The following is a 20,834-nucleotide window of genomic DNA, read 5'->3' as shown; positions in this document are numbered from 1 at the left end:
GAGATTTTTTGTATCTTTACCATGTGTTTTTATTTTAGATTACCCCCGTTTTGGCCGTCAAACCGTTTTTTGGGGGGAATGCTTAAAGATACAAAAAAGGCAACTAATTCGCAATGAAGTAGTTGCCTTAAATTTTATTATTTTAGGAATATCCCTATTTATTATTTATCTTTCGTTATCTATATCTGAAATTTCAGAAGAAACAAAATCAGATACCCAATGATTTCTTCACTGCTTCAATCTTTTCCATTGCAGCAGATTCGGCAGAAGCATAACAATTGCGGCAACCCATTTCACCCTGAACTTCCATATAGAACTTAATCTTCGGTTCTGTACCTGAAGGACGAACAGAAACTTTGCTACCGTCTTCAGTGAAATATTGAAGTACGTTAGATGGTTCCGGCATATCGATTGCAGTTACGTTACCTTTATCATCTGTCTGTTTCAGCGTCTTATAATCTTTGCTCAAGATCACTTTAGAGCCACCCAATTCTTTCGGAGGATTGGCACGGAAGTTCTCCATCATAGCTTTGATTTCTTCTGCACCGCTCTTACCCGGTTTCACTACGTTTACAGTAAACTCTTTAGAGAATCCGTATTCTACGTAGATATCCAGCAACAACTGATACAAGGATTTACCATTATCTTTTGCCCATGCAGCAACTTCAGCAATCAAACAGCAAGCTGATACGGCATCTTTATCGCGAACGAAATCTTCGGCAAGGAATCCGTAGCTTTCTTCACCACCACCTATATATTTCTGTTTGCCTTCACGCAGACGGATTTCACGGGCAATCCATTTAAATCCGGTGTAGCAGTCAAGCATTTCGATATTGTTCTTATCTGCGATTTTCTTGATTAGTTCAGTTGTAACGATTGTCTTCACACAGAACTCGCCACCTTTAATCTTACCCAGTTGTTTGTACTGTGTCAGAATATAATAAAGGTACATCATACAGGTCTGGTTACCGTTAATCAGTACCCATTCGCCTTTATCATCCTTGCAAGCAATACCCACACGGTCAGCATCCGGATCGGAAGCCATAACGAGGTCAGCATCAATTTCTTTGGCAAGGTTTACAGCCATAGAAAGAGCTTCCGCGTTTTCCGGGTTCGGAGATACGACAGTCGGGAAGTTACCGTCCTTAATCATCTGTTCGGGCACAGTAAATATGTTTTCGAATCCCCACATTTTCAATGCACGAGGAATCAACATCATACCTGTACCATGGATCGGAGTATAGACAATCTTCATGTCTTTGTGACGGGCGATAGCTGCCGGATCAATAGAAACAGTTTTCACCATATCCAGATAAACCTTATCGATGTCTTCACCGATAATCTGAATCAAATCCGGATTTCCCTGGAATTTAATATCGGCAGCAGAAGCAATTGCATTCACTTCGTCGATGATACCTTTATCGTGTGGAGCCAATACCTGTGCACCATCGTCCCAATATGCCTTGTAACCGTTGTATTCCTTCGGATTGTGAGAAGCAGTCAGAATGATACCGCTCTGGCAACCGAGGTGACGGATGGCGAAAGACATTTCCGGTGTCGGACGCATGTCGTCAAACAGATATACTTTGATACCATTGGCAGAGAAAATATTAGCAGAAGTTTCCGCAAACAAACGGCTGTTGTTACGGCAGTCGTGACCTACTACTACAGAAATCTGCGGCAGATCCTTGAAGTTCTTCTTCAGATAATTGGAAAGTCCTTGAGTGGCAGCACCTACTGTATAAATGTTCATACGGTTGCTACCTACCCCCATGATACCGCGCAAACCGCCTGTACCAAATTCCAAATCCTTATAGAAAGCTTCAATTAGTTCGGTTTTATCATCGTTTTCCAACATACGTTTCACTTCAGCCTGAGTTTCAGCATCATAAGCTGGGGTCAGCCATTTTTCGGCTTTCTCAGTGACCTGTTTAATTAGTTCCTGATTTTCCATTTCGATTGTTATTTATTGGTTAATGAATTATTCATTGCTATTTTCTTGAGCACACAAATGTAAAATAATAAGTTTACAATTCCTAGTTATTTAATGGATAATTATCGATTATCCATTAAATAACTATTTCACTAAATATCTGTCACCGGTTTGTTTCACATACTCCTGCAAAAACTCTTTCGGGTATCCGGGACGAAGCACTCCTGCAGGTTGTCCGATAGAATTACGTTCAAACTGTCCGTCTTTCATACGCTTCACTACCCCATCGTTGTACTTTACAATCAGGAACGTACCCAATTGCTTCCAAGTATCAAAAGTACTTTGAGCTGTCATGTTAGCATAATTTGTCAGGAAATTGATTGCTGCATCCTTATCCTTTTCCAATAGTTTGACTGCCATTTCTTCAATACCAGCCTGTGCTGTGTTGAATGTGCTTTCCATCTCTTTCTGTGTTTCCCGCACATCCCCAATCATCAGATCATAACGCGGATAAACCATATTGGACACCCAATTGAAAATCCAGAAAGCAGAATTCCATGAGAACGTAATGTAGTCGGCACCATCCACACGTGTATAACATACCGGCACCTTAGTAGCGCAACAATAAACAGGAGTAAATACAGTCATATTCGCATCATCCACACCAAACCAAAGTACTCCCCCTACCGGATCCGGCATATGAGCACGCATCTGTGCAACAAATACAAAACCGCTCTGTTGAGTAGAGATAGGACGTTCATTGAAATATTCCTTATCATCGACTTTAAAGTTCAGAGGAGAAAGGCGATAGGGTGTTTTATAAGGACCGGCTCCAAAATCATTGGAGATATCAAGCGGAGTACCTTCGTAATGATCGCGCATCATATTTTTCACATCCTGCACGGATAATTTCTGCTTCGGCTTAACGAAAAGCGGCATCGGAGTATCGGTTTTTCCTTCGATATAAGGAAGATATTCATTTCCTCTATCAGTGAATTTGTTGAAATAACTCCATACACGAGCTTCACAAAAGCGACGTGCACCAAAATCAAGAGGGGCATAAGCCAATGAAAAACTAAAATCCTTGTTTACTCCATTAAAATATCCCTTCTCACGGGCAAAAGAAACGACATCCGGAGAGTACCTACAGTTTTCCTTATCATTCATATCAAACTGATGAATGCGCGCTTGATTAGCATGAGCCGAGATACAATCGTCCGGCACACGGACAGCTACCCAAACCGCTCCGCGAATGCCGGGACCTTTACCAATCATCTCCATAATCCATACTTCGTTCGGATCGGCAATGGTAAAAGATTCACCCCCACTATAATATCCATATTCCTGTACCAGATCAGTCATAATTTTTATGGCTTCGCGAGCAGTACGCGAACGTTGCAATCCAATATAAATCAAACTTCCATAATCAATAATACCCGTAGAATCCGTCAACTCGGGACGACCGCCGAAAGTAGTTTCCCCAATAGTGACCTGATATTCATTCATATTGCCAACCACATTATAAGTCTGACGAGCCTGCTCGATTTCTCCCAGATATTTACCGGTGTCCCATTCGTACACTTTCAACATGGTCCCTTTCGGATACGTAGCTGCCGGATAATGATAAAGTTCTCCGAATAAGCCATATGAGTCGGCTGAATAGGAAACAATGGTCGAACCATCAGCGGACGCATTTTTTCCGACAATCAAATTAGTACAGGCGAAAGTATTCGCCACAGCCGTCATCCATACGGCAAAACACAAAATAATACTTCTCTTCATAATATATCATTCATTTTTTATAATTACCAGACAAAACTTTCACGGGCAATACTCGTATTCCCGCAATGATCGACAACCGTAAATTCAACAGTATGTTTTCTCCCTTTCTTCACACGCTTCGGATCAAGTTTGCATTCCCAATAAGACTTTACAATATTAGGCCGTCCGAAAAGTGCATATTTTCCGTCAATCGTTCCCCGATAAGAAGCAACGCCACTTCCTTTATCTTTCAACCGATAGACTATCTTTCCATTCCTTCCCCACTGATTCTTATTGACAGGGATAATTTCCGGTGGAACCGTATCAACAGCGACAGTATAAGTCCCCAATTCACGAATAGACGTCTTCATGTATCCGTCTTCGTATTTTCCTCCTACACTGTACTTACTTCCTTTCGGAGTAACCCGTGCCACATAATACTTGGCCGTATCAGCAACCGTTTTCCTACGCAGTCCGATACGGAGTTCACAACCCGCATGAAGCGGAATGGATTTATCATTAATCTGATAGGTGAACGCCACTGCCCCACTATCGGCTTTTACCTGATAATTGAGCGGAGTATTTTTATATAACATTCCTTTCGGAACCACCAGGCTCAATCCCGGTTCTTGCAGATAATTGGTTTTATCCCAAGTAAAGAAATACTTTTCCCGATAATTGAAAGGTTCAATCGGCTGCTTTCGCCCACGCACGACAAAGCTATATTTTGAAGTATTTCCAAAAGCGTCTTTCAAAGTATACAGAAATTGATAATCCCTCTCTTCGTCAATCGTGACCAGACCGCGATTTTCATTTGAGGCTTTCAGCAAACGCAACGTATTTCCCGGATCGATAAAAGATTTCATATATTGCCCGTACGTCCACGAATTGATCATCCGGTTTTCCTCTTGAGAGAAACGGTCTACTGTACTACGGAACACCTCATTACCATCCACCGTAAGAATAACGGAATATACTCCGTAATGGTTGTTTACGCCATCCATGTAATCGTATGCCTTAATGCCCGTACCTATCACCCCCCACGCCTCCACCGGACGTTCACTATTCGGGAGTATCGTTTTTATCCCTTGTTTTCCGTCTACCACTCCCTCACCGGGCTGCGGAAAAAACATAATACCATCAGCTTTCGGAGCACGTGTATCCTTTATTTTTGATTTAAAGAAAGGCATAGGATCTATATAATCTCCTGATTCCGTTTCAAACATATCCAAATGAAGATGCGGACCGAAAGAATATCCGGTATTCCCGCTCCAAGCTATCTGCTGTCCGCTTTTTACCGGATATTCATCCGGTTCGGGAATAATCTCAACCTCCCAGCTCTCATTCTCATATTGAAGTTCCTCCACCCTTTCGGCAATGGGAGAAATAAAACCGCTCAAATGTCGGTTAATAGTAGAATATCCATTATGATAGCAGACATCAAGCACATACCCCGAACCGTTAGTCACCCGAATACGCGAGATATAACCATCGGCAAGGGCACGAACCGGTTTGCCGATCACACCTCCTGTTTTAAAATCCAACCCGCCATGAAAGTGGTTGGAACGAATTTCACCGAAATTTCCGCTCAATGTAAGAGGAAAATCAAAAGGGGGTATAAAAGTCGCTTGCTTTTTTTCCTGCCCATAACCTCCGATGCAGCCAGCCAACATCAAAGCAGTGATATATTGTTTTATCATTCCATTCTCTTTTTTACTTCCGGCAAATGTACACTATTCCAACTAAATTACGAAATATCCAGAAAGAATGATGCAATAAGAGACTAGTTAATAATTCTTTTATTATTAGATTCATTATTGCCTTAAATCCATTATATTTGTATTTTTGTATCCGTTTTTTTAATTATAATTAAATATAAAGAACTCAATGAGAATGTATGTAAGAGTAATGGCAGCGGTCATTGCATGTATATTGCTGAGTGGAGAAGCCCTTTCGGCATTTGCAATTACCCCCGCTACAGAAAATCTGAGTTGGTTTAAGAAGAAAAAGAAAAAACCAGAAGAGAGAGAAGAGAAGAGTAAAAGTGACTACGAGAAACTAGTGGAAGGCAGCAAAACGACAAAAGGAATGTTTGCTGTACATCAAAAGAAAAATGATTTCTATTTTGAAATTCCTACCGCACTTTTAGGACGCGATTTATTGGTTGTCAATAAACTGCAACGGGTTCCAGCCGAATTGAATGAGGCAGGTGTGAATCGTGGAGTAAACTACGAGAATCAGATGGTTTGCATGGAATGGGACAAAGCAAGTGGCAAACTGATGTTCCGCCAACAACGCCCGTTACCTCTTGCGCCCCGCACTGACGCCATTTTCCGTTCGGTACAAGATAATTTTATTTCTCCATTGATTGCCGCATTCAAAATCGAAGCTGTCAATGCCGATTCTACTGCATTGGTAATCAAAGTGAATGATATTTATGACGGCACGGAAACCAGTATCAATAATGTGTTTACCAATATCAACCTGGGCACATCGGCTATCAAAAATTTATCACGTATCCTGTCTATCAAATCTTTCTCAAACAATGTCGTGGCAACTTCCGAGCTGACAACCAGAGTGACAGAAGGAACTACAACAGTGTATGTGACAGTGGAAGTCAGTTCTTCCATTCTTTTATTACCCGAAACGCCGATGATGGGACGTTTTGATAATCAGAAAGTCGGATACTTCACCAACCCTTTATTGAACTTTAGCGACGCCCAACAAGGAACGGACAAGACACAATACATTACCCGTTGGCGCATGGAGCCGAAACCGGAAGACCGTGAAGCCTATCTAAAAGGACAGATTGTGGAGCCTGCCAAACCAATCGTATTTTATATTGATAACTCAACTCCCTACCAATGGCGTTCGTACATCAAAAAAGGAATCGAAGATTGGCAGGTCGCTTTTGAAAAAGCCGGTTTCAAAAATGCGATTATCGCCAAAGAAATAACGGACAGTATGCACGTAGACATGGATGATGTCAATTACTCCGTGCTGACATACGCTGCTTCGGAAAAGAAAAACGCAATGGGACCTTCTCTTCTGGACCCTCGTTCCGGAGAGATTCTGGAAGCGGATATCATGTGGTGGCACAACGTGCTTTCTATGGTACGTGAATGGATTACGGTACAGACCGGAACCGTTTGCCCCGAAGCACGCAAAGTACAACTGCCTGATGACTTGATGGGAGACGCCATCCGGTTCGTTGCCTGCCACGAAGTAGGACACTCATTGGGGTTACGTCATAACATGATGGGATCGTGGGCTTTCCCGACGGATTCATTGCGTTCCGAAACATTCACTTCCAGAATGAATTCTACTGCTTCATCCATTATGGATTATGCACGCTTCAACTATATCGCCCAACCGGGAGACGGTGTGAAGGTTCTTTCTCCACACATCGGTCCATACGATATGTTCGCTATCGAATACGGTTACCGTTGGTATGGGAAAAATACTCCGGAAGAAGAAAAAACTCTCTTATTTAACTTTTTGAGCAAACACACCGACCGCCTCTATAAATATAGCGAAGCACAAGATGTTCGTGACGCAGTAGATCCGCGCGCACAAAATGAAGATTTAGGTGACGACCCGGTTCGTTCCTCCCTACTGGGTATTGAAAACCTGAAACGTATTGTGCCACAGATTCTCCAATGGACTACAACCGGAGAAAAGGGACAGACTTATGAAGAAGCGTCACGCCTCTATTATGCTGTCATCAATCAGTGGAACAACTACTTATATCATGTACTCGCCAACATCGGTGGTATTTATATCGAAAATACAACTGTGGGAGATGGCATCAAGACCTATACATTCGTAGAAAAAGAGAAGCAGCAGGCCGCACTTAAGTTCCTGTTGAATGAGGTATTGACCTATCCTAAATGGTTGTTTGACACGGAAGTGGGACAGTACACCTATCTTCTGCGTAATACTCCGGTGGGAAAACAGGAGAACGCTCCTACTCAGATTCTCAAAAATGCACAGGCTTACATTCTTTGGGATTTACTGGGCAACAATCGCTTGATGCGTATGATTGAAAATGAATCCGTCAATGGGAAAAAAGCCTTTACGGTAGTAGAACTGATGGATGGACTTCATAAAAATATTTTTGGAGTTACCGAACGGGGAGGTGTCCCCAATGTCATGGAACGTTCTTTACAAAAGAATTTCCTTGATGCATTGCTGACAGCCGCAGCAGAACCCGAAGCAGTAAAAATCAACAAAAAGATTGCCGATGAGCACTTCTTGCTTGACCATGCCACTCCGTTCTGTAGTTGTTATGCAGCTGAACAACGGGCACTTCGCCAGGAAGACCGCATGGGAGCTCCACGTGTGCTCAACTTCTACGGTAGCCAGCTTAACCGCATCTCAGATGCAATCTCAGTAAAGCGCGGTGAGTTGTTACGTATCAAGAAGCTGTTGCAGAATCGTCTCGGAACTTCCGATACGGCTACACGCTACCATTATGAAGATATGATTTTACGAATTAACACAGCTCTAGGAGTCAAATAAAACAAATCAATCACTAAACATTTACAATTAATGAGAAAAAGACATCTTTGTATTTTGATATGCCTTTTCGCCAACGCATTGTTTTTTGCCAATGCAGCAAATCGCACTATCACCGGAATCGTAATCTCCGGTGAAGATAATGAGCCACTCATCGGCGCCTCAGTTTACGTATCAGCCGATGAACTGAAAAAAGCCGGAGTACCACAAACATCTCTAGGTACGATTACAGATATAGACGGAAAGTTTTCCTTGTCTGTCCCGGAAAAAGTAACCCGGATTCATTGTAGCTACATCGGTTTTGAAGAACAAAGTGTACCATTACAGTCTGGAAAAGAAAATTACCATATTGTACTTCAAGCCTCATCACATACATTAGGGGACGTAGTAGTAACCGGTTATCAAGAGTTGGAACGCCGCAAACTGACCGCCTCCATTGCCAAAGTAGATGTTACAGATGCAATGGTAGGTGCCGCAAAAAGTATCGACCAGGCATTAGCCGGACAAATAGCCGGTGTATCCGTTACGACAACCTCCGGTGCTCCGGGTGCCCCCGCACGTATCCGTATTCGTGGTACAGCGTCGTTAAACGGAACGCAAGACCCGCTGTGGGTGTTGGACGGAATTCCATTGGAAGGGACGGATATTCCGGACTTAGACAGTGATACGGATAATGATATTGTAAATATAGGACAATCATCAATTGCCGGAATCAGTCCGTACGACATTGAAAGTATTACAATTTTGAAAGACGCTGCTGCAACAGCCATTTACGGTGCACGCGCAGCAAACGGTGTAATTGTAATTACTACCAAAAGAGGACGCACAGGTAAACCTATAGTCAATTTCAACACAAGATTGAGTTATACGCCCAATTTGAATACTTCGCGATTGAATCTATTAAATTCCGAACAGAAAGTCAATTTGGAATTGGAATTGATGAAAGAACCGGATGACATATTCACTGCCCATCCTTTTTATCGCAAGGGAGGAGTCGCTTCTGTCTTAAGGCAATACAATTTATTTGAAACTTACCAACAGCAAGGATGGGACGGATTAAGCAGTGAGGCTCAAAACGCTATCAACCGATTGAAAACAATTAATACTGATTGGAACGACCTCTTGTTCAGAAGTGCATTTACCCAAGAATACAATTTCAGTATTTCAGGAGGTAGCGAAAAAACCACCTATTACAATTCATTAAGTTACTCTAAAGAAAATGGTAATGTACCAGGTGTTGATATGAGCCGTTTTAACCTGACAAGCAAAACCTCTTATCAGGTAAACCGAATGCTAAAAATCGGTGCTTCCATATTTGCCAACCGACGGAAGAACCAAGATTTTGTAAGTGACAAATACGGTTACTCAAATCCAATTTATTATTCGCGTGTGGCAAACCCATATCAGGAAATATACGATGCGGAAAATAACTATATCTACGACTACGATATCCGCTCGACAAGTGATAACGAACCGGACCCCAAACGAGGGTTCAATATCCTTGAAGAACGTAACAATACGAGTAAAGAGACAGTGACAACTGCTATCAATTCGATCTTCAATGTTGATTTACGTTTCAATGATCATTGGAAAGTGACTTCACAAGTCGGATTGCAATGGGAGCAGTCTAAAGTTGAACAATATATCGGTCCAAACACATTCTCCATGCGTTATATGCGCGAAGAGAGCAAAGATGGAGAGAGCTATATTATTCCGGAAGGAGGAATGCATAAAGTAAGCAACTCCACTACCTCGCAAATCACTTGGAAGATACAAGGCGAATGGAACCAGACTTTCAAAGATATCCATGAGGTACAAATTATGGGTGGTTCGGAAATACGCAAAAATTGGTATGATGCACTTGCATCCACCGCTTATGGTTATGATCCTAAGACACTCACAACAAAGCCACTTAACATTGACCCGAGAGACGCTGACGATTACCCGCTGCACATAAAATCTTATACAGAAAACGCTTTTGCATCTTTCTATGCTAACGGTTCCTATACACTTATGAAACGCTACACATTAGGAGCAAGCGTACGTATGGATGGCTCCGATCTATTCGGGGTAGACAAGAAGTACCGTTTCTTACCCATTTACTCTATCAGTGGATTATGGAGAATCTCCAATGAGGCATTCTTGAAACCGGCTAATCAATGGATGGATAATTTAGCTTTGAGATTATCCTACGGTCTGCAAGGTAATATTGATAAAAATACTTCTCCTTTCTTACTCGGTAATTATAGTAACCAAACAGTAATTGATAAAAATGAGACAATTATAACCATCGGTTCAGCTCCCAACGACAAACTACGTTGGGAAAAGACTGCGTCTTACAATGCCGGAATAGATCTCTCCGTACTCAAATCAGCCATCAATCTCAGTATAGACTATTATTACAGAAGGGGAAGTGACCTTATCGGCTACAAGGACTTGCCTTTGGAAAACGGCTTCTCCTCACAAGCAATCAATTGGGCCAGCATGGAGAACAAGGGAGTAGAAATAAACCTACAAACCCGTAATATAACAACTAAGGATTTTTCTTGGTACACTACATTCAATTTTGCTTATAACAACAACAAAGTACTTAAAGATCATAAAAAGGAAAACAGCCCGACTCCAGGACTGGAAGGTTACCCAGTAGGTACTATTTTTGCAATCAAAAGCAAGGTTGATCCGGAAACAGGACGCATACTTATCTATCCAAAAGGAAGCGATGAAGCTGTTACTGTTGAAAAATTATTCGAAATGGTAGACCTAACCGGAGGACTTGGAGGCTTTTATGAGTATGATGCGACTGCAGAATTCCAACAAAGCCTATACGAATATGCCGGAACAAATGACGCTCCCTACACAGGTGGTTTAATCAATACATTCAACTACCGCAATTGGGAATTGAATCTCAACTTTTCATATTACTTTGGTGCACATGTACGTACAAATCCTTCTTACGATATTGTCGGATTTGACCCCGGACATAATACAAATCAGGATATCCTTGAACGCTGGACACCCGAAAACCATAGTGGAAAGTTTCCGGCTTTACTCACAAAAAATAATTATCCTGCCGATTATGCACTTTTCGGTGATCTGCCTGCCATTTATAAGAACCTTGACTTATGGGTAAAACGTCTCAACTATGTACGCCTACAGAATATAAGACTAGCATATAAGTTACCGCAAGAATGGCTCCGTAAAATCAACATCAACGGAGCGACTGTTGCTGTAGAAGGACGTAATCTATTAGTTTTTGGCTCTAGTTATAAAAACTATATGGACCCGGAATCAATGAGCAATCTCTATTCCACTCCAGTGCCCAAATCAGTAACATTCAACCTCAGTCTTAATTTTTAAGTAATTCTCCAATATGAAAAGAATAAAATCAATATACAGATTTCTTGTATTGACAGGTTGCATTGTCATGACATCATGTAGTAACTACCTTGACATACAGCCTGTCGGAAAAGTCATCCCCAACACTCTAGAAGAATATAGAGCATTGATGACTACGGCATACTCAAAAGACCTTTTAGACAGGAGTGTTTGTGATATGCGTACAAAAGACATCACCGTAAAAAAAGACAACATAGACCAAAATAATTACGGCGATATAGAAAAATGGATAAACAATAGTACATCTGCCAGAGAATTCGGCTGGCTAGATTATTATGAAAATATATATTATGCCAATGCCATCATCGACAAGCAAGATGAAATAACGGAAGGAAGCGAACAGGACATCAACCAATTGGTGGGAGAAGCCTATTTAATGAGAGGATATATGCACTTCCTTTTGGTCAACTTCTACGGGCAACCTTACACTAAAGAGGGTGCACCGAAGACAAAATCCATTCCATTGAAACTAACCCTCGACCTTGAAGAGATTCCATCACGCAATACAGTAGAAGAAGTGTATACTTCTATTCTTGAGGACATAGAAAGCGCACGAAATCTCATTACAAAAAAAGAATGGGAATTAGGTTATAATTACAGGTTCAACACTCTTTCCGTAGATGCTTTTGAAGCACGGGTACGCCTTTACAAAGGAGAATGGCAACTTGCATACGATGCAGCAGAACGTGTCTTAAAACAAAAAGCGACACTCGAAGATTACAATAATCCGGATGCCAAAGCCAATTTATATACCTCTGTTGAATCAATTACTGCGTATGAGAGAATTTATGAGCCAACCAGCACATTAGATGCATCAAAAGCTACACAATCATTTGTAGATATGTTTAGTGAAGGAGATTTACGCCCCATAAGATATTTCGGAGAAAAGGACAATGAAGTTGATTATTATCCCATAATTAAAACAAACGGAAGTGTAGATTATAAATGTAGTTTCCGTGTCGGTGAACTTTACTTGAATTCTGCAGAAGCAGCTGCCCGTCTAGGTCATTTACCAGAAGCTAGAAACCGCTTATTACAATTAATGGAAAAGAGATATAATCCGGAAAAATATGAGCTGAAAAAGAATGAGATAAATAAGATGGAACAAGAGATTCTAATTTCTGAAATATTGGATGAACGTGCCCGCGAATTGGCATTCGAAGGTCATCGCTGGTTTGACTTACGCCGTACTACCCGTCCGAGAATAGAAAAAACTTTATATAGCGGACAGACCATCATTTTGGAACAGAATGACGAACGCTATACCTTACGCATTCCTCAAAGTGCTATTGAAGCTAATCCGAATCTCTCCAATTAGAGTTGTTCTGATATTCACTATAAACTCCCTTTGCAAACTCATCAGCAAAGGGAGTTTTTTCATTGTATCATATTTATTCTGCTATTTCAAATTATTATTGAAGAACTGTTCTATCTTATCGAATGGGATTACTTGCAGATTATCGTACAAATCTACATGATTGGCTCCGGGAATAATCAATAATCCCTTATTGTCACCTTTCAGTTTCTTGAACGCATCCTCACTAAAGTAGCGGGAATGAGCCTTTTCTCCGTGAATCATCAGCACTGCACTACGTATCTCGCCGCTATAGGACAGAATAGGCATATTGATAAACGAAAGCGAAGAAGTCTTATTCCAACCATCATTAGAATTGAGTGAACGTTTATGGTAACCGCGTTCGGCCTTGTAATAGTCGTAATATTCTTTCACAAATTGTGGAGCATCATCCGGTAATGGATCAATCACCCCTCCGGCAAGTGTATAAGAACCATCGCGGTAGTCTTCGGTTCTCTGAGCATTGAGTTGCTTGCGTAATTCATAACGGGCGGCAGCATCCATTATATCATTGTAACCATTAGCATTCACACGGCTCATGTCATACATCGTAACCGTTACTGTTGCTTTGATTCGAGTATCGATAGCCGCCGCATTGAGTGCCATACCACCCCAACCGCAAATACCGAGTATACCGATACGATCCGTATCCACATCGTCACGGTTGGCAAGATAATCCACCGCTGCACTGAAATCTTCCGTATTAATATCCGGTGAAGCCACATAACGAGGCTCACCACCACTCTCACCTGTATAAGACGGATCGAAAGCAATCGTCAAGAATCCCCTTTCTGCCAGCGTTTGAGCATACAGTCCCGAAGATTGTTCTTTCACCGCACCAAACGGGCCGCTAATGGCGATTGCCGACAATTTACCTTCTGCATTTTTGGGGATATACAAGTCAGCAGCAAGCGTGATACCATAACGGTTGTGAAAAGTAACTTTCGAGTGACGTACTTTATCGTTTTCGGGAAACGTCTTGTCCCACTCTTGAATCAGGTTTAATTTCTTTTCCGTAAACTTATTATTTCTGTCAGAAAGATTACCTGCAGACAACAGCTTGCCTGCAATACAAAGACATACTGTCATTACTACACGCGAAAAGTTCAATGTTCGTCTCATACATTCTATTATTTATGTTATCAATCATTTTTCTATTCCCTTTTAGGAATGTTGCAAAATTAGATAGATTTATGCCTAACCCCAGTAGACAAATTACTGATACTACATCTCAATCATAACCTGAATTACAGATTTTATAATACTGACGAAAGCTGTAAGTAAGGTGGAATCCGTAACTGAGGTTATATAATCCGTAATTAAGGTTGTTAGAATGACAGAATTATCCCGTATTTTTGTAAACGATATACAACGGAAGTGCTTTTAAAACATTAAACAGCAATAATTATGAACAAGATATTCAACTTGGGCAGTGTAGACCAATACAATAAATTATACGGCCTTGAAACTTTGAATCCGTTGGTCAGTGTGATCAATTTAAATAAAGCCACCCGGCAGATGAATTATGCACACTGGCATTATGGTATCTATGCACTTTACCTGAAACTCGAAAAAGCGTGTGACATCAGATATGGGCGGCAAAATTATGATTATCAAGAAGGAACCATTGTATGTTTTGCTCCCGGACAGGATGCGGAAACGACATTGATCACAGATCGCGTGCAAGTGAATGCGCTTGGCATACTTTTTCATCCGGATTTATTACTAGGAACATCACTTGGCAAGACAATCAAGAAATACACGTTCTTCTCGTATGAAGTAAACGAAGCCCTTCATCTTTCTGAAGAGGAACGGAATATTATTATGGATTGCCTGAGAATTATCCGCCTTGAACTAGAGCACGGAGTGGATAAGCATAGTAAAACATTGCTCGTAAACTATATAGAACTGCTCCTTAACTACTGTATGCGTTTCTATGAACGACAATTCGTCACCCGCAGTAAAGCGAACCATGATGTGTTGACACGTTTCGAGCAATTACTTGACAACTACTTTTCAGGAACTTTTGCAGAACAAAACGGCTTACCTACTGTCAAATATTTCGCTGACAAAATATGCCTTTCCCCCAATTACTTCGGCGATATGGTAAAGAAAGAAACCGGCAGGACACCACAGGAACATATTCAGGAAAAAGTAATCGAAATGGCAAAGGAACGTATGATCGGCACAGAAGATACAGTCAGCCAGATTGCCTACTCATTGGGATTCCAGTACCCGCAGCATTTTTGCCGCCTGTTCAAAAAACGGGTAGGATGTACTCCTAACGAATACCGTATACAGAATAATCTGTGAAAAGAATATGAAACAGAAAAATACATTGGACTTAAATACCGTACATGAATGCAATCGTTGTCTGGACTGCAAAACATTGCATCCTCAGGTGAGTCTTATTAATTTAGAGAATCCGTGCCTGGAGCAGGATACTGTCAAGTTCGAGTTCTACGCTATCTTACTGATAGAAGACTGTCCGGACGAATGTTCATGTTGCGGCCGGAAGTATTATGATTATTCCAATGCGACAATGGTCTTTCTTAAGCCGGGTGAAGTTTTCCGAATGAGCAAGGAAAAGACCTTACCCAGCAAAGGCTTTTTGCTGGTGTTTCATCCGGACTTGCTGTTTCAGACCACATTGAAGAACCATATCAATAATTACACCTTCTTCCACTACCACAAAGAAGAGGCATTGCATCTATCACAACGTGAAACAGAGAAAGTCACCTGCTGTCTATGGAATATAGAGGAAGAACTGCATCATTCGATTGATACACATAGCAGGACTATCCTTTCACGGCATATCGAACTATTACTGGATTACTGCACTCGTTACTACGAACGTCAATTTATCACCCGTGAAAACAAGAATAAGACAATTCTTAGAAAAATGGAACAGTTGCTTGAAAATTATATAGAGTTGGGGAAATTACAAAATGGCAAACTCCCTACACCCGACTATCTGGCGGAAAGGCTCAATCTTTCTCCTGTTTATTTTACAGACCTGCTGAAATTTGAAACAGGCAAGACTTTGGAACAGTATTTCCAACTCAAACGATTGGAGACTGCCAAACGAATGCTGATGAAATACGGTGCCACACCCACTGCCGTTTCCCGTCAATTAGGCTATCCGAATGTACAGCATTTCAGCCTTATATTCAAGAAAATAACAGGTATGTCACCAAGTGATTATCCCAAACAGGTGAATTAAAACTACTCTTTTTTCATATTTATCCTCCAAAAGCATTGTTATTCAACAAGAAAACAATATCTTTGTTTCCACTTATTACGATTAATAACGTAGAAGCGTTTAGAATATTATCTCTGTTCAGAATCTGGTAAATTCATTAACGGTGGGATAATGGCAACTAAGCGTTCACGTCTTTGTTATATGCAAGGGCGTGGACTCTGTTGTTCATTCACCGTTAGGCTTACCAGAGCCCTGAACAGGATGAACTAACGACGTCCACGCTTCTTTTGTATATATACGGTATCCGGACGCATACTACCACAACAAACAATCGTAAAATGAACAACATTATTACAAAGTTTTTTGCATCTTTATTAGCCTACAGGGTAGCTAATAAGAAAAAGCGTTTTTCGGCAATCGGTCATTTCTCTGAGGGATTAGCTCCGGCCAGAGGTAAAATACAATGGGGATACATAGACAAAGAAAATCAAGAAATACTTCCTTTTAAATACGATATAGCAGAACCCTTTTATAACAACATAGCCCGAGCGGGTCTCTATGGAAAAAGCATGAAAATCAATAAGCAGGGCAGCGAATGTCTGTAACCAACCACTCCGGCATTCATTTCATCTCAGCCTACAGCCTTCTGCCTTAACGCTCATTTTCACCACAGATTACACGGATTTACACGGATAATAGATATTGATATATTAAAATCTAATCTGAGAAAATCCGTGTAAATCTGTGGTGAATTATGATACAGCCTTTACTAGAAATATTTCTTCTCCGCCGCCCGTTGCCAAGCCTCCACCAATTCTGTCATGACTTCCGATACTGACTGTCTGCGGGATATAATGGCGGATACTTGACCGATCTCCAGCTCACCCTCTTCCAAATCACCTTCGAATATGCCTTTCTTGGCACGACCGCGTCCGAGCAAAATTCTTAATTCTTCGGGAGTAGCACCACTATCCTCCGCTTCCTCCACAGCTTCCCGAAAAGCATTCTTCACCAAACGTGTCGGAGCCAGTTTCTTCAACAGCAATTTCGTGTCTCCTTCACCCAAACTCAAACAATAGTCTTTGAATACCGGACTGGCAGAGCTTTCTTCCGTCAGGGCAAAACGGGTTCCGATCTGCACCCCCTCGGCTCCCAACACCATAGCTGCTAGAATACCTTCACCCGTACCGATACCGCCTGCCGCAATCAACGGCAATGTAGTAGCTTCACGCACGGCCGGAATCAGACAAAAAGTCGTTGTTTCCTCACGTCCATTGTGCCCGCCGGCTTCAAAACCTTCGGCAACTACCGCATCCACTCCCGCTTCCTCACATTTCACTGCAAAACGGGAAGAAGAAACGACATGAATCACCGTAATACCACGTTCTTTCAACCATCCTGTCCACGTTTTCGGGTTTCCTGCAGAAGTAAAGACAATCTTTACTCCTTCCTCCACCACAATATTCATTATTTCTTCTATCTGAGGATACATCAAAGGAATGTTCACCCCAAAAGGAAATTTCGTTGCCACACGGCATTTACGGATATGCTCGCGCAAAGTCTCCGGATGCATTGAACCGGCACCGATCAGTCCTAAGCCACCCGCGTTACTCACTGCGGAAGCCAGTCGCCAACCGCTACACCAAACCATACCACCTTGAATAATGGGATACCGGATCCCTAGAAGAGAAGTTATTCTGTTCATAATAAATAATGTATCAATACATTTATATAACGATTTTACCGGGTAATCTGTTCGATAGGTTTATTTATCAACACGGTAGTTGAATCTCCGTAAGTTTTCAACACTTCTAACGTGCGGATACGGTTATCTCTTCCTGTTTTGTTCCAGAATTCTTTCGTAAAGGCAGCCATCAAATCAAGCCCGCTAATAGTTCCGCCACAAACTGAGACATTCTCCCCTATCCGTATTTCATTCGCTTTCCGGTTACGTGTCCGGTTCGTATAGAATCTCTGCCGACGCAATTCATAGAAAGAATCTCCCCGCCATGTATTCTTGTTCACTCTGATCTTTTTCTGATAAACAGGATCCCAGTTATAGCGGGTATTTGCCTTATACGGCATAAGAGTCAACACAACTTTCGGTTTAGGCAGTGCTTCGGGAAGCGACTCATCGGGCAACATCCAACGCTTTTCCTCCGACATACGGGGAGTACCCACCGCACCACCGAAATCAATCTGCTTGACCGCCTTCGGATTCAACTTCAGTTCCTCACTGCCCTCCAACAAATTTTGCAGTTTGAGCGAATCTTGCGCAGACCATTGGGCATAGCATACCCCTGTCAGCAGCAGTGAGACTGCCGATATAAATAAACGTTTCCTCATTTTTTATTGTTTTTTATCTTCCGAAGGCTCTCTCCTTTTTACCACCAACGATAGCCTGTTCCACAAAGTGGCTCATCGTGACACGGGTCAATCGTCCACCGGGTTTTAGGATATTGCCGTTCCTCCCACCAGCTACGGTAACAGGCAGCTGCATCGAGCACTTCCTCATCGGTCAGGAAATAGATGGCCTCATAATTTTCAGCATTTGCCAGCACCATCTTGCAGCCTAACGACGGAGGTGTACCTTGACGGATATACTCAATCACCCAAAGCATACACTCACCCAAACGGATCTTACCGTTGTTCGTATTATAGACCGACGGAAACGAAGGAATAATTGTCAGATCTTCCGCATATTTCAAAAGTTCGGGAATATCCTCCTCCATGAAATGAGGCACTTCCACCACTCCTTTATCATTCTTCATTTTATATGTACCCGCCTTCAATTGTTTCACAAAGAGATCAACATCCGGATTGTTATAATCCATTTCTTCGCTACTGCATCCCGCAAAAGATACAATCAGGCAAACAGCCATCCACAGCATTAATAGTGTTTTTTTCATTTTCATAAGGGTTAATACGTCATGCGAAGTCCGCAGAGCAAGTTAAAGTTAGTCGGCCGCTTCGTGCGTACCGTAGCCAGTTTCGAATCGGTACTGAAATGATGCGAAACACCGGGCTCGGCAAAAACCGCAAGCCGGTCATTAATCTTATAATTGATTCCAATACCGGCAGTTACCGCCAATTGGATAGGTTCTTCCTTAAAACTGTTATCCGACGCACCGGCTATACATTTATCCGCCACTCCGCCTACGGTAGCATAAAGGTCTACTTTCTTCGTATCTACCAGTGTCACGTTTACCCGCACGGGTATACCCAGATAATGTAAATGCTGTCCAGCCGAACGAAGATTTGAATAAAGCAGTCCGGTTTCTATCCCCAGATAGTCGTTCAACTTTCGTTCTACTGTTACTCCTGCGGAAACAGGTATCTTGTAAGTACCGTCCTCTGCCGGAAGCGCCATGCCTACTTGAGCTTTCACAGCCCAGCAACGTTTCTTCATTATTTTCTCCGAAGTCACAGGTAAATCCGCCCGTTCTTCCTCCCGGCCGACAGAAGTTTCCGTATTTCCATTCGCTGCCTGCCAATAACCACTATGGCGTTCGTTACCGTAAGGGCGCTCATGCCCTGTAGCCGTGGACGAGAAAGAGAACGACATCGAGAAAGTAAAGGCAAGCGAGTCCTCATCTTCCGTATATTGCGACAACATTCCGAATGACTGAGGAGCCGGTTTCTGCAATACCGGTTCTACCGGCAGCGGCAGTTGATTGACACGTATCCCGTCTCCATCCATCTGCCCTCCATTCGTCGCGGCTATCTTGGTAAACGCTTCCTCCATCTCTTCTTTAGGTGAGAAATACAGGAAAGTGGCCGACGAAGCTGCCAGAACAAGCAGTACGGACGCCGCAGCCGCCACACGGAAGAGCAGGAGCCGACGACGATGTTGACAAGCCACAGGAATATCCTGCGAAAGCTCTTCCCAAAAACCATCCCGTACATTCATCCCGGTATCGGCGAGACGTGCGCGAAACAGATCGGTTATTTCATCATTTTCTTTCTTCATGGTTCCTATACTCTTTAATTCTTTTTGCTAACAAATATTTGGCCCGGTGTAACTGCGAAGTAGACGAATGCTCTTTAATACGAAGCAGCTTGGCTATCTCCTTGTGTGACTTCTCTTCAAACACATAAAGGTTGAAAACGGTTCGACAACCATCCGGCAATTCGGCAACAAATGTCATCAATTGCTCTTCGGAGATACCTGCCCCTCCTCCCGAATCTGATATATCGGGGATATCGGGAAGTTGCTCTTCATGCACCACCAACTGATTTACCCGTTTCTCCCGCCGCAGGTAATCAAGTGCTTGAGTCACCATCACTCGGGTTATCCATGTACAGAGCGAAGACTCGCCCCGAAAGGAGAAATTGGTAAAAATCTTGATGAAACCGTCATGCAGTACATCGTGCGCCACATCCATATCACCCGTATAGCGGAAACATACCGCCAGCATTTGTTTGGAATAGAGGGTGTAAAGTTCCTTTCGGGCTGAATCCTTTCCTGCCCGACAGCCCTTTATCAGTTCTATCTCGTTTTCCAAAGTCAATTACCTTTTTAAAATCGGACGTATGTCTGCGTCGTTTTACTCATTAGACGCAAGAATTTGAGGAATGCTGCAATGGATATTGCTAAAAGAAGTTAAACAGATTCACCACAGAGGACACAGAGTACACAGAGGATTTAAACTTACTTTATAGGAAGAATT

Annotated in this window: 16 protein-coding genes; 7 read left to right on the top strand and 9 right to left on the bottom strand. The window is 42.2% G+C overall.

Annotation, left to right across the window (positions count from 1 at the left end; all coding sequences use genetic code 11):
• The coding region (locus BACFIN_RS23555) for a hypothetical protein (protein ID WP_232281674.1) at nt 1–223 on the top strand (223 nt) is incomplete at its 5' end.
• On the opposite strand, the gene BACFIN_RS00570 is transcribed toward BACFIN_RS23555, so the two are convergent.
• From BACFIN_RS00570 to BACFIN_RS00580, 3 genes are all read right to left on the bottom strand, one after another.
• Entirely contained in the window at nt 209–1,954 is a 1,746-nt protein-coding gene (locus BACFIN_RS00570) for a phospho-sugar mutase (protein ID WP_007758193.1), read from the bottom strand. The two genes, BACFIN_RS23555 and BACFIN_RS00570, sit on opposite strands and share 15 nt — an antisense overlap.
• 123 nt (nt 1,955–2,077) lie before the next feature.
• Nucleotides 2,078–3,715, bottom strand: coding sequence for a C69 family dipeptidase (locus BACFIN_RS00575; RefSeq protein ID WP_007758192.1), 1,638 nt, complete (start codon nt 3,713–3,715; stop codon nt 2,078–2,080).
• A gap of 23 nt (nt 3,716–3,738) precedes the next feature.
• Entirely contained in the window at nt 3,739–5,394 is a 1,656-nt protein-coding gene (locus tag BACFIN_RS00580) for a M23 family metallopeptidase (protein ID WP_007758191.1), read from the bottom strand.
• 187 nt (nt 5,395–5,581) lie between these two features.
• Here BACFIN_RS00580 and BACFIN_RS00585 point away from each other — a divergent pair, with 187 nt between their 5' ends.
• From BACFIN_RS00585 to BACFIN_RS00595, 3 genes are read left to right on the top strand one after another with little or no spacing between them, the layout of a single operon-like run.
• Nucleotides 5,582–8,215 (top strand): zinc-dependent metalloprotease, encoded by a 2,634-nt coding sequence (locus tag BACFIN_RS00585; protein ID WP_007758190.1) that lies wholly within the window; start codon nt 5,582–5,584, stop codon nt 8,213–8,215.
• 30 nt (nt 8,216–8,245) lie between these two features.
• On the top strand, nt 8,246–11,569 hold the full coding sequence (locus BACFIN_RS00590) for a SusC/RagA family TonB-linked outer membrane protein (protein WP_007758189.1): 3,324 nt from the start codon (nt 8,246–8,248) through the stop codon (nt 11,567–11,569).
• Between the two features lie 13 nt (nt 11,570–11,582).
• Nucleotides 11,583–12,926 carry a RagB/SusD family nutrient uptake outer membrane protein gene (locus BACFIN_RS00595; protein ID WP_007758187.1) on the top strand — a complete coding sequence of 448 codons (1,344 nt, stop codon included), beginning with the start codon at nt 11,583–11,585 and terminating at the stop codon, nt 12,924–12,926.
• 81 nt (nt 12,927–13,007) lie between these two features.
• Here the strand turns inward: BACFIN_RS00595 and BACFIN_RS00600 are convergent, their stop codons facing one another.
• Nucleotides 13,008–14,084 (bottom strand): alpha/beta hydrolase, encoded by a 1,077-nt coding sequence (locus BACFIN_RS00600; RefSeq protein ID WP_022275303.1) that lies wholly within the window; start codon nt 14,082–14,084, stop codon nt 13,008–13,010.
• 285 nt (nt 14,085–14,369) lie between these two features.
• On the opposite strand from BACFIN_RS00600, the gene BACFIN_RS00605 reads away from it, so the two are divergent.
• From BACFIN_RS00605 to BACFIN_RS00615, 3 genes are all read left to right on the top strand, one after another.
• A complete protein-coding gene (locus BACFIN_RS00605; RefSeq protein WP_007758185.1) occupies nt 14,370–15,275 on the top strand; it encodes a helix-turn-helix domain-containing protein in 906 nt (301 codons plus the stop codon).
• A gap of 7 nt (nt 15,276–15,282) precedes the next feature.
• Nucleotides 15,283–16,185: a helix-turn-helix domain-containing protein gene (locus tag BACFIN_RS00610; RefSeq protein WP_007758183.1), complete on the top strand. Its 903-nt coding sequence runs from the start codon at nt 15,283–15,285 to the stop codon at nt 16,183–16,185.
• Between the two features lie 317 nt (nt 16,186–16,502).
• The gene (locus BACFIN_RS00615; RefSeq protein ID WP_007758181.1) at nt 16,503–16,769 is read left to right on the top strand and encodes a WG repeat-containing protein; all 267 of its coding nucleotides are present in this window, start codon (nt 16,503–16,505) and stop codon (nt 16,767–16,769) included.
• A 164-nt stretch (nt 16,770–16,933) separates the two neighbouring features.
• On the opposite strand, the gene BACFIN_RS00620 is transcribed toward BACFIN_RS00615, so the two are convergent.
• The 5 genes from BACFIN_RS00620 to BACFIN_RS00640 are packed head-to-tail and all read right to left on the bottom strand — an operon-like array spanning nt 16,934 to nt 20,669.
• Entirely contained in the window at nt 16,934–17,869 is a 936-nt protein-coding gene (locus BACFIN_RS00620) for an NAD(P)H-dependent flavin oxidoreductase (protein ID WP_007758178.1), read from the bottom strand.
• A 35-nt stretch (nt 17,870–17,904) separates the two neighbouring features.
• Nucleotides 17,905–18,510 (bottom strand): DUF4858 domain-containing protein, encoded by a 606-nt coding sequence (locus BACFIN_RS00625; RefSeq protein ID WP_007758176.1) that lies wholly within the window; start codon nt 18,508–18,510, stop codon nt 17,905–17,907.
• A 38-nt stretch (nt 18,511–18,548) separates the two neighbouring features.
• Nucleotides 18,549–19,073: a DUF4943 family protein gene (locus BACFIN_RS00630; RefSeq protein ID WP_029425789.1), complete on the bottom strand. Its 525-nt coding sequence runs from the start codon at nt 19,071–19,073 to the stop codon at nt 18,549–18,551.
• A gap of 11 nt (nt 19,074–19,084) precedes the next feature.
• Nucleotides 19,085–20,134, bottom strand: coding sequence for a porin family protein (locus tag BACFIN_RS00635; RefSeq protein WP_007758163.1), 1,050 nt, complete (start codon nt 20,132–20,134; stop codon nt 19,085–19,087).
• Nucleotides 20,118–20,669, bottom strand: a complete 552-nt coding sequence (locus BACFIN_RS00640) for an RNA polymerase sigma factor (protein WP_007758161.1) — start codon at nt 20,667–20,669, stop codon at nt 20,118–20,120. The genes BACFIN_RS00635 and BACFIN_RS00640 overlap by 17 nt, the downstream gene beginning before the upstream one ends.
• Nucleotides 20,670–20,834: the final 165 nt, after the last annotated feature.

Origin of the sequence: Bacteroides finegoldii DSM 17565 (genome assembly GCF_000156195.1) — a bacterium.
GTDB lineage: Bacteria > Bacteroidota > Bacteroidia > Bacteroidales > Bacteroidaceae > Bacteroides > Bacteroides finegoldii.
The sequence above is the reverse complement of the archived record's forward strand: the minus strand, read 5'-3'. Positions and strand labels throughout refer to the sequence as shown.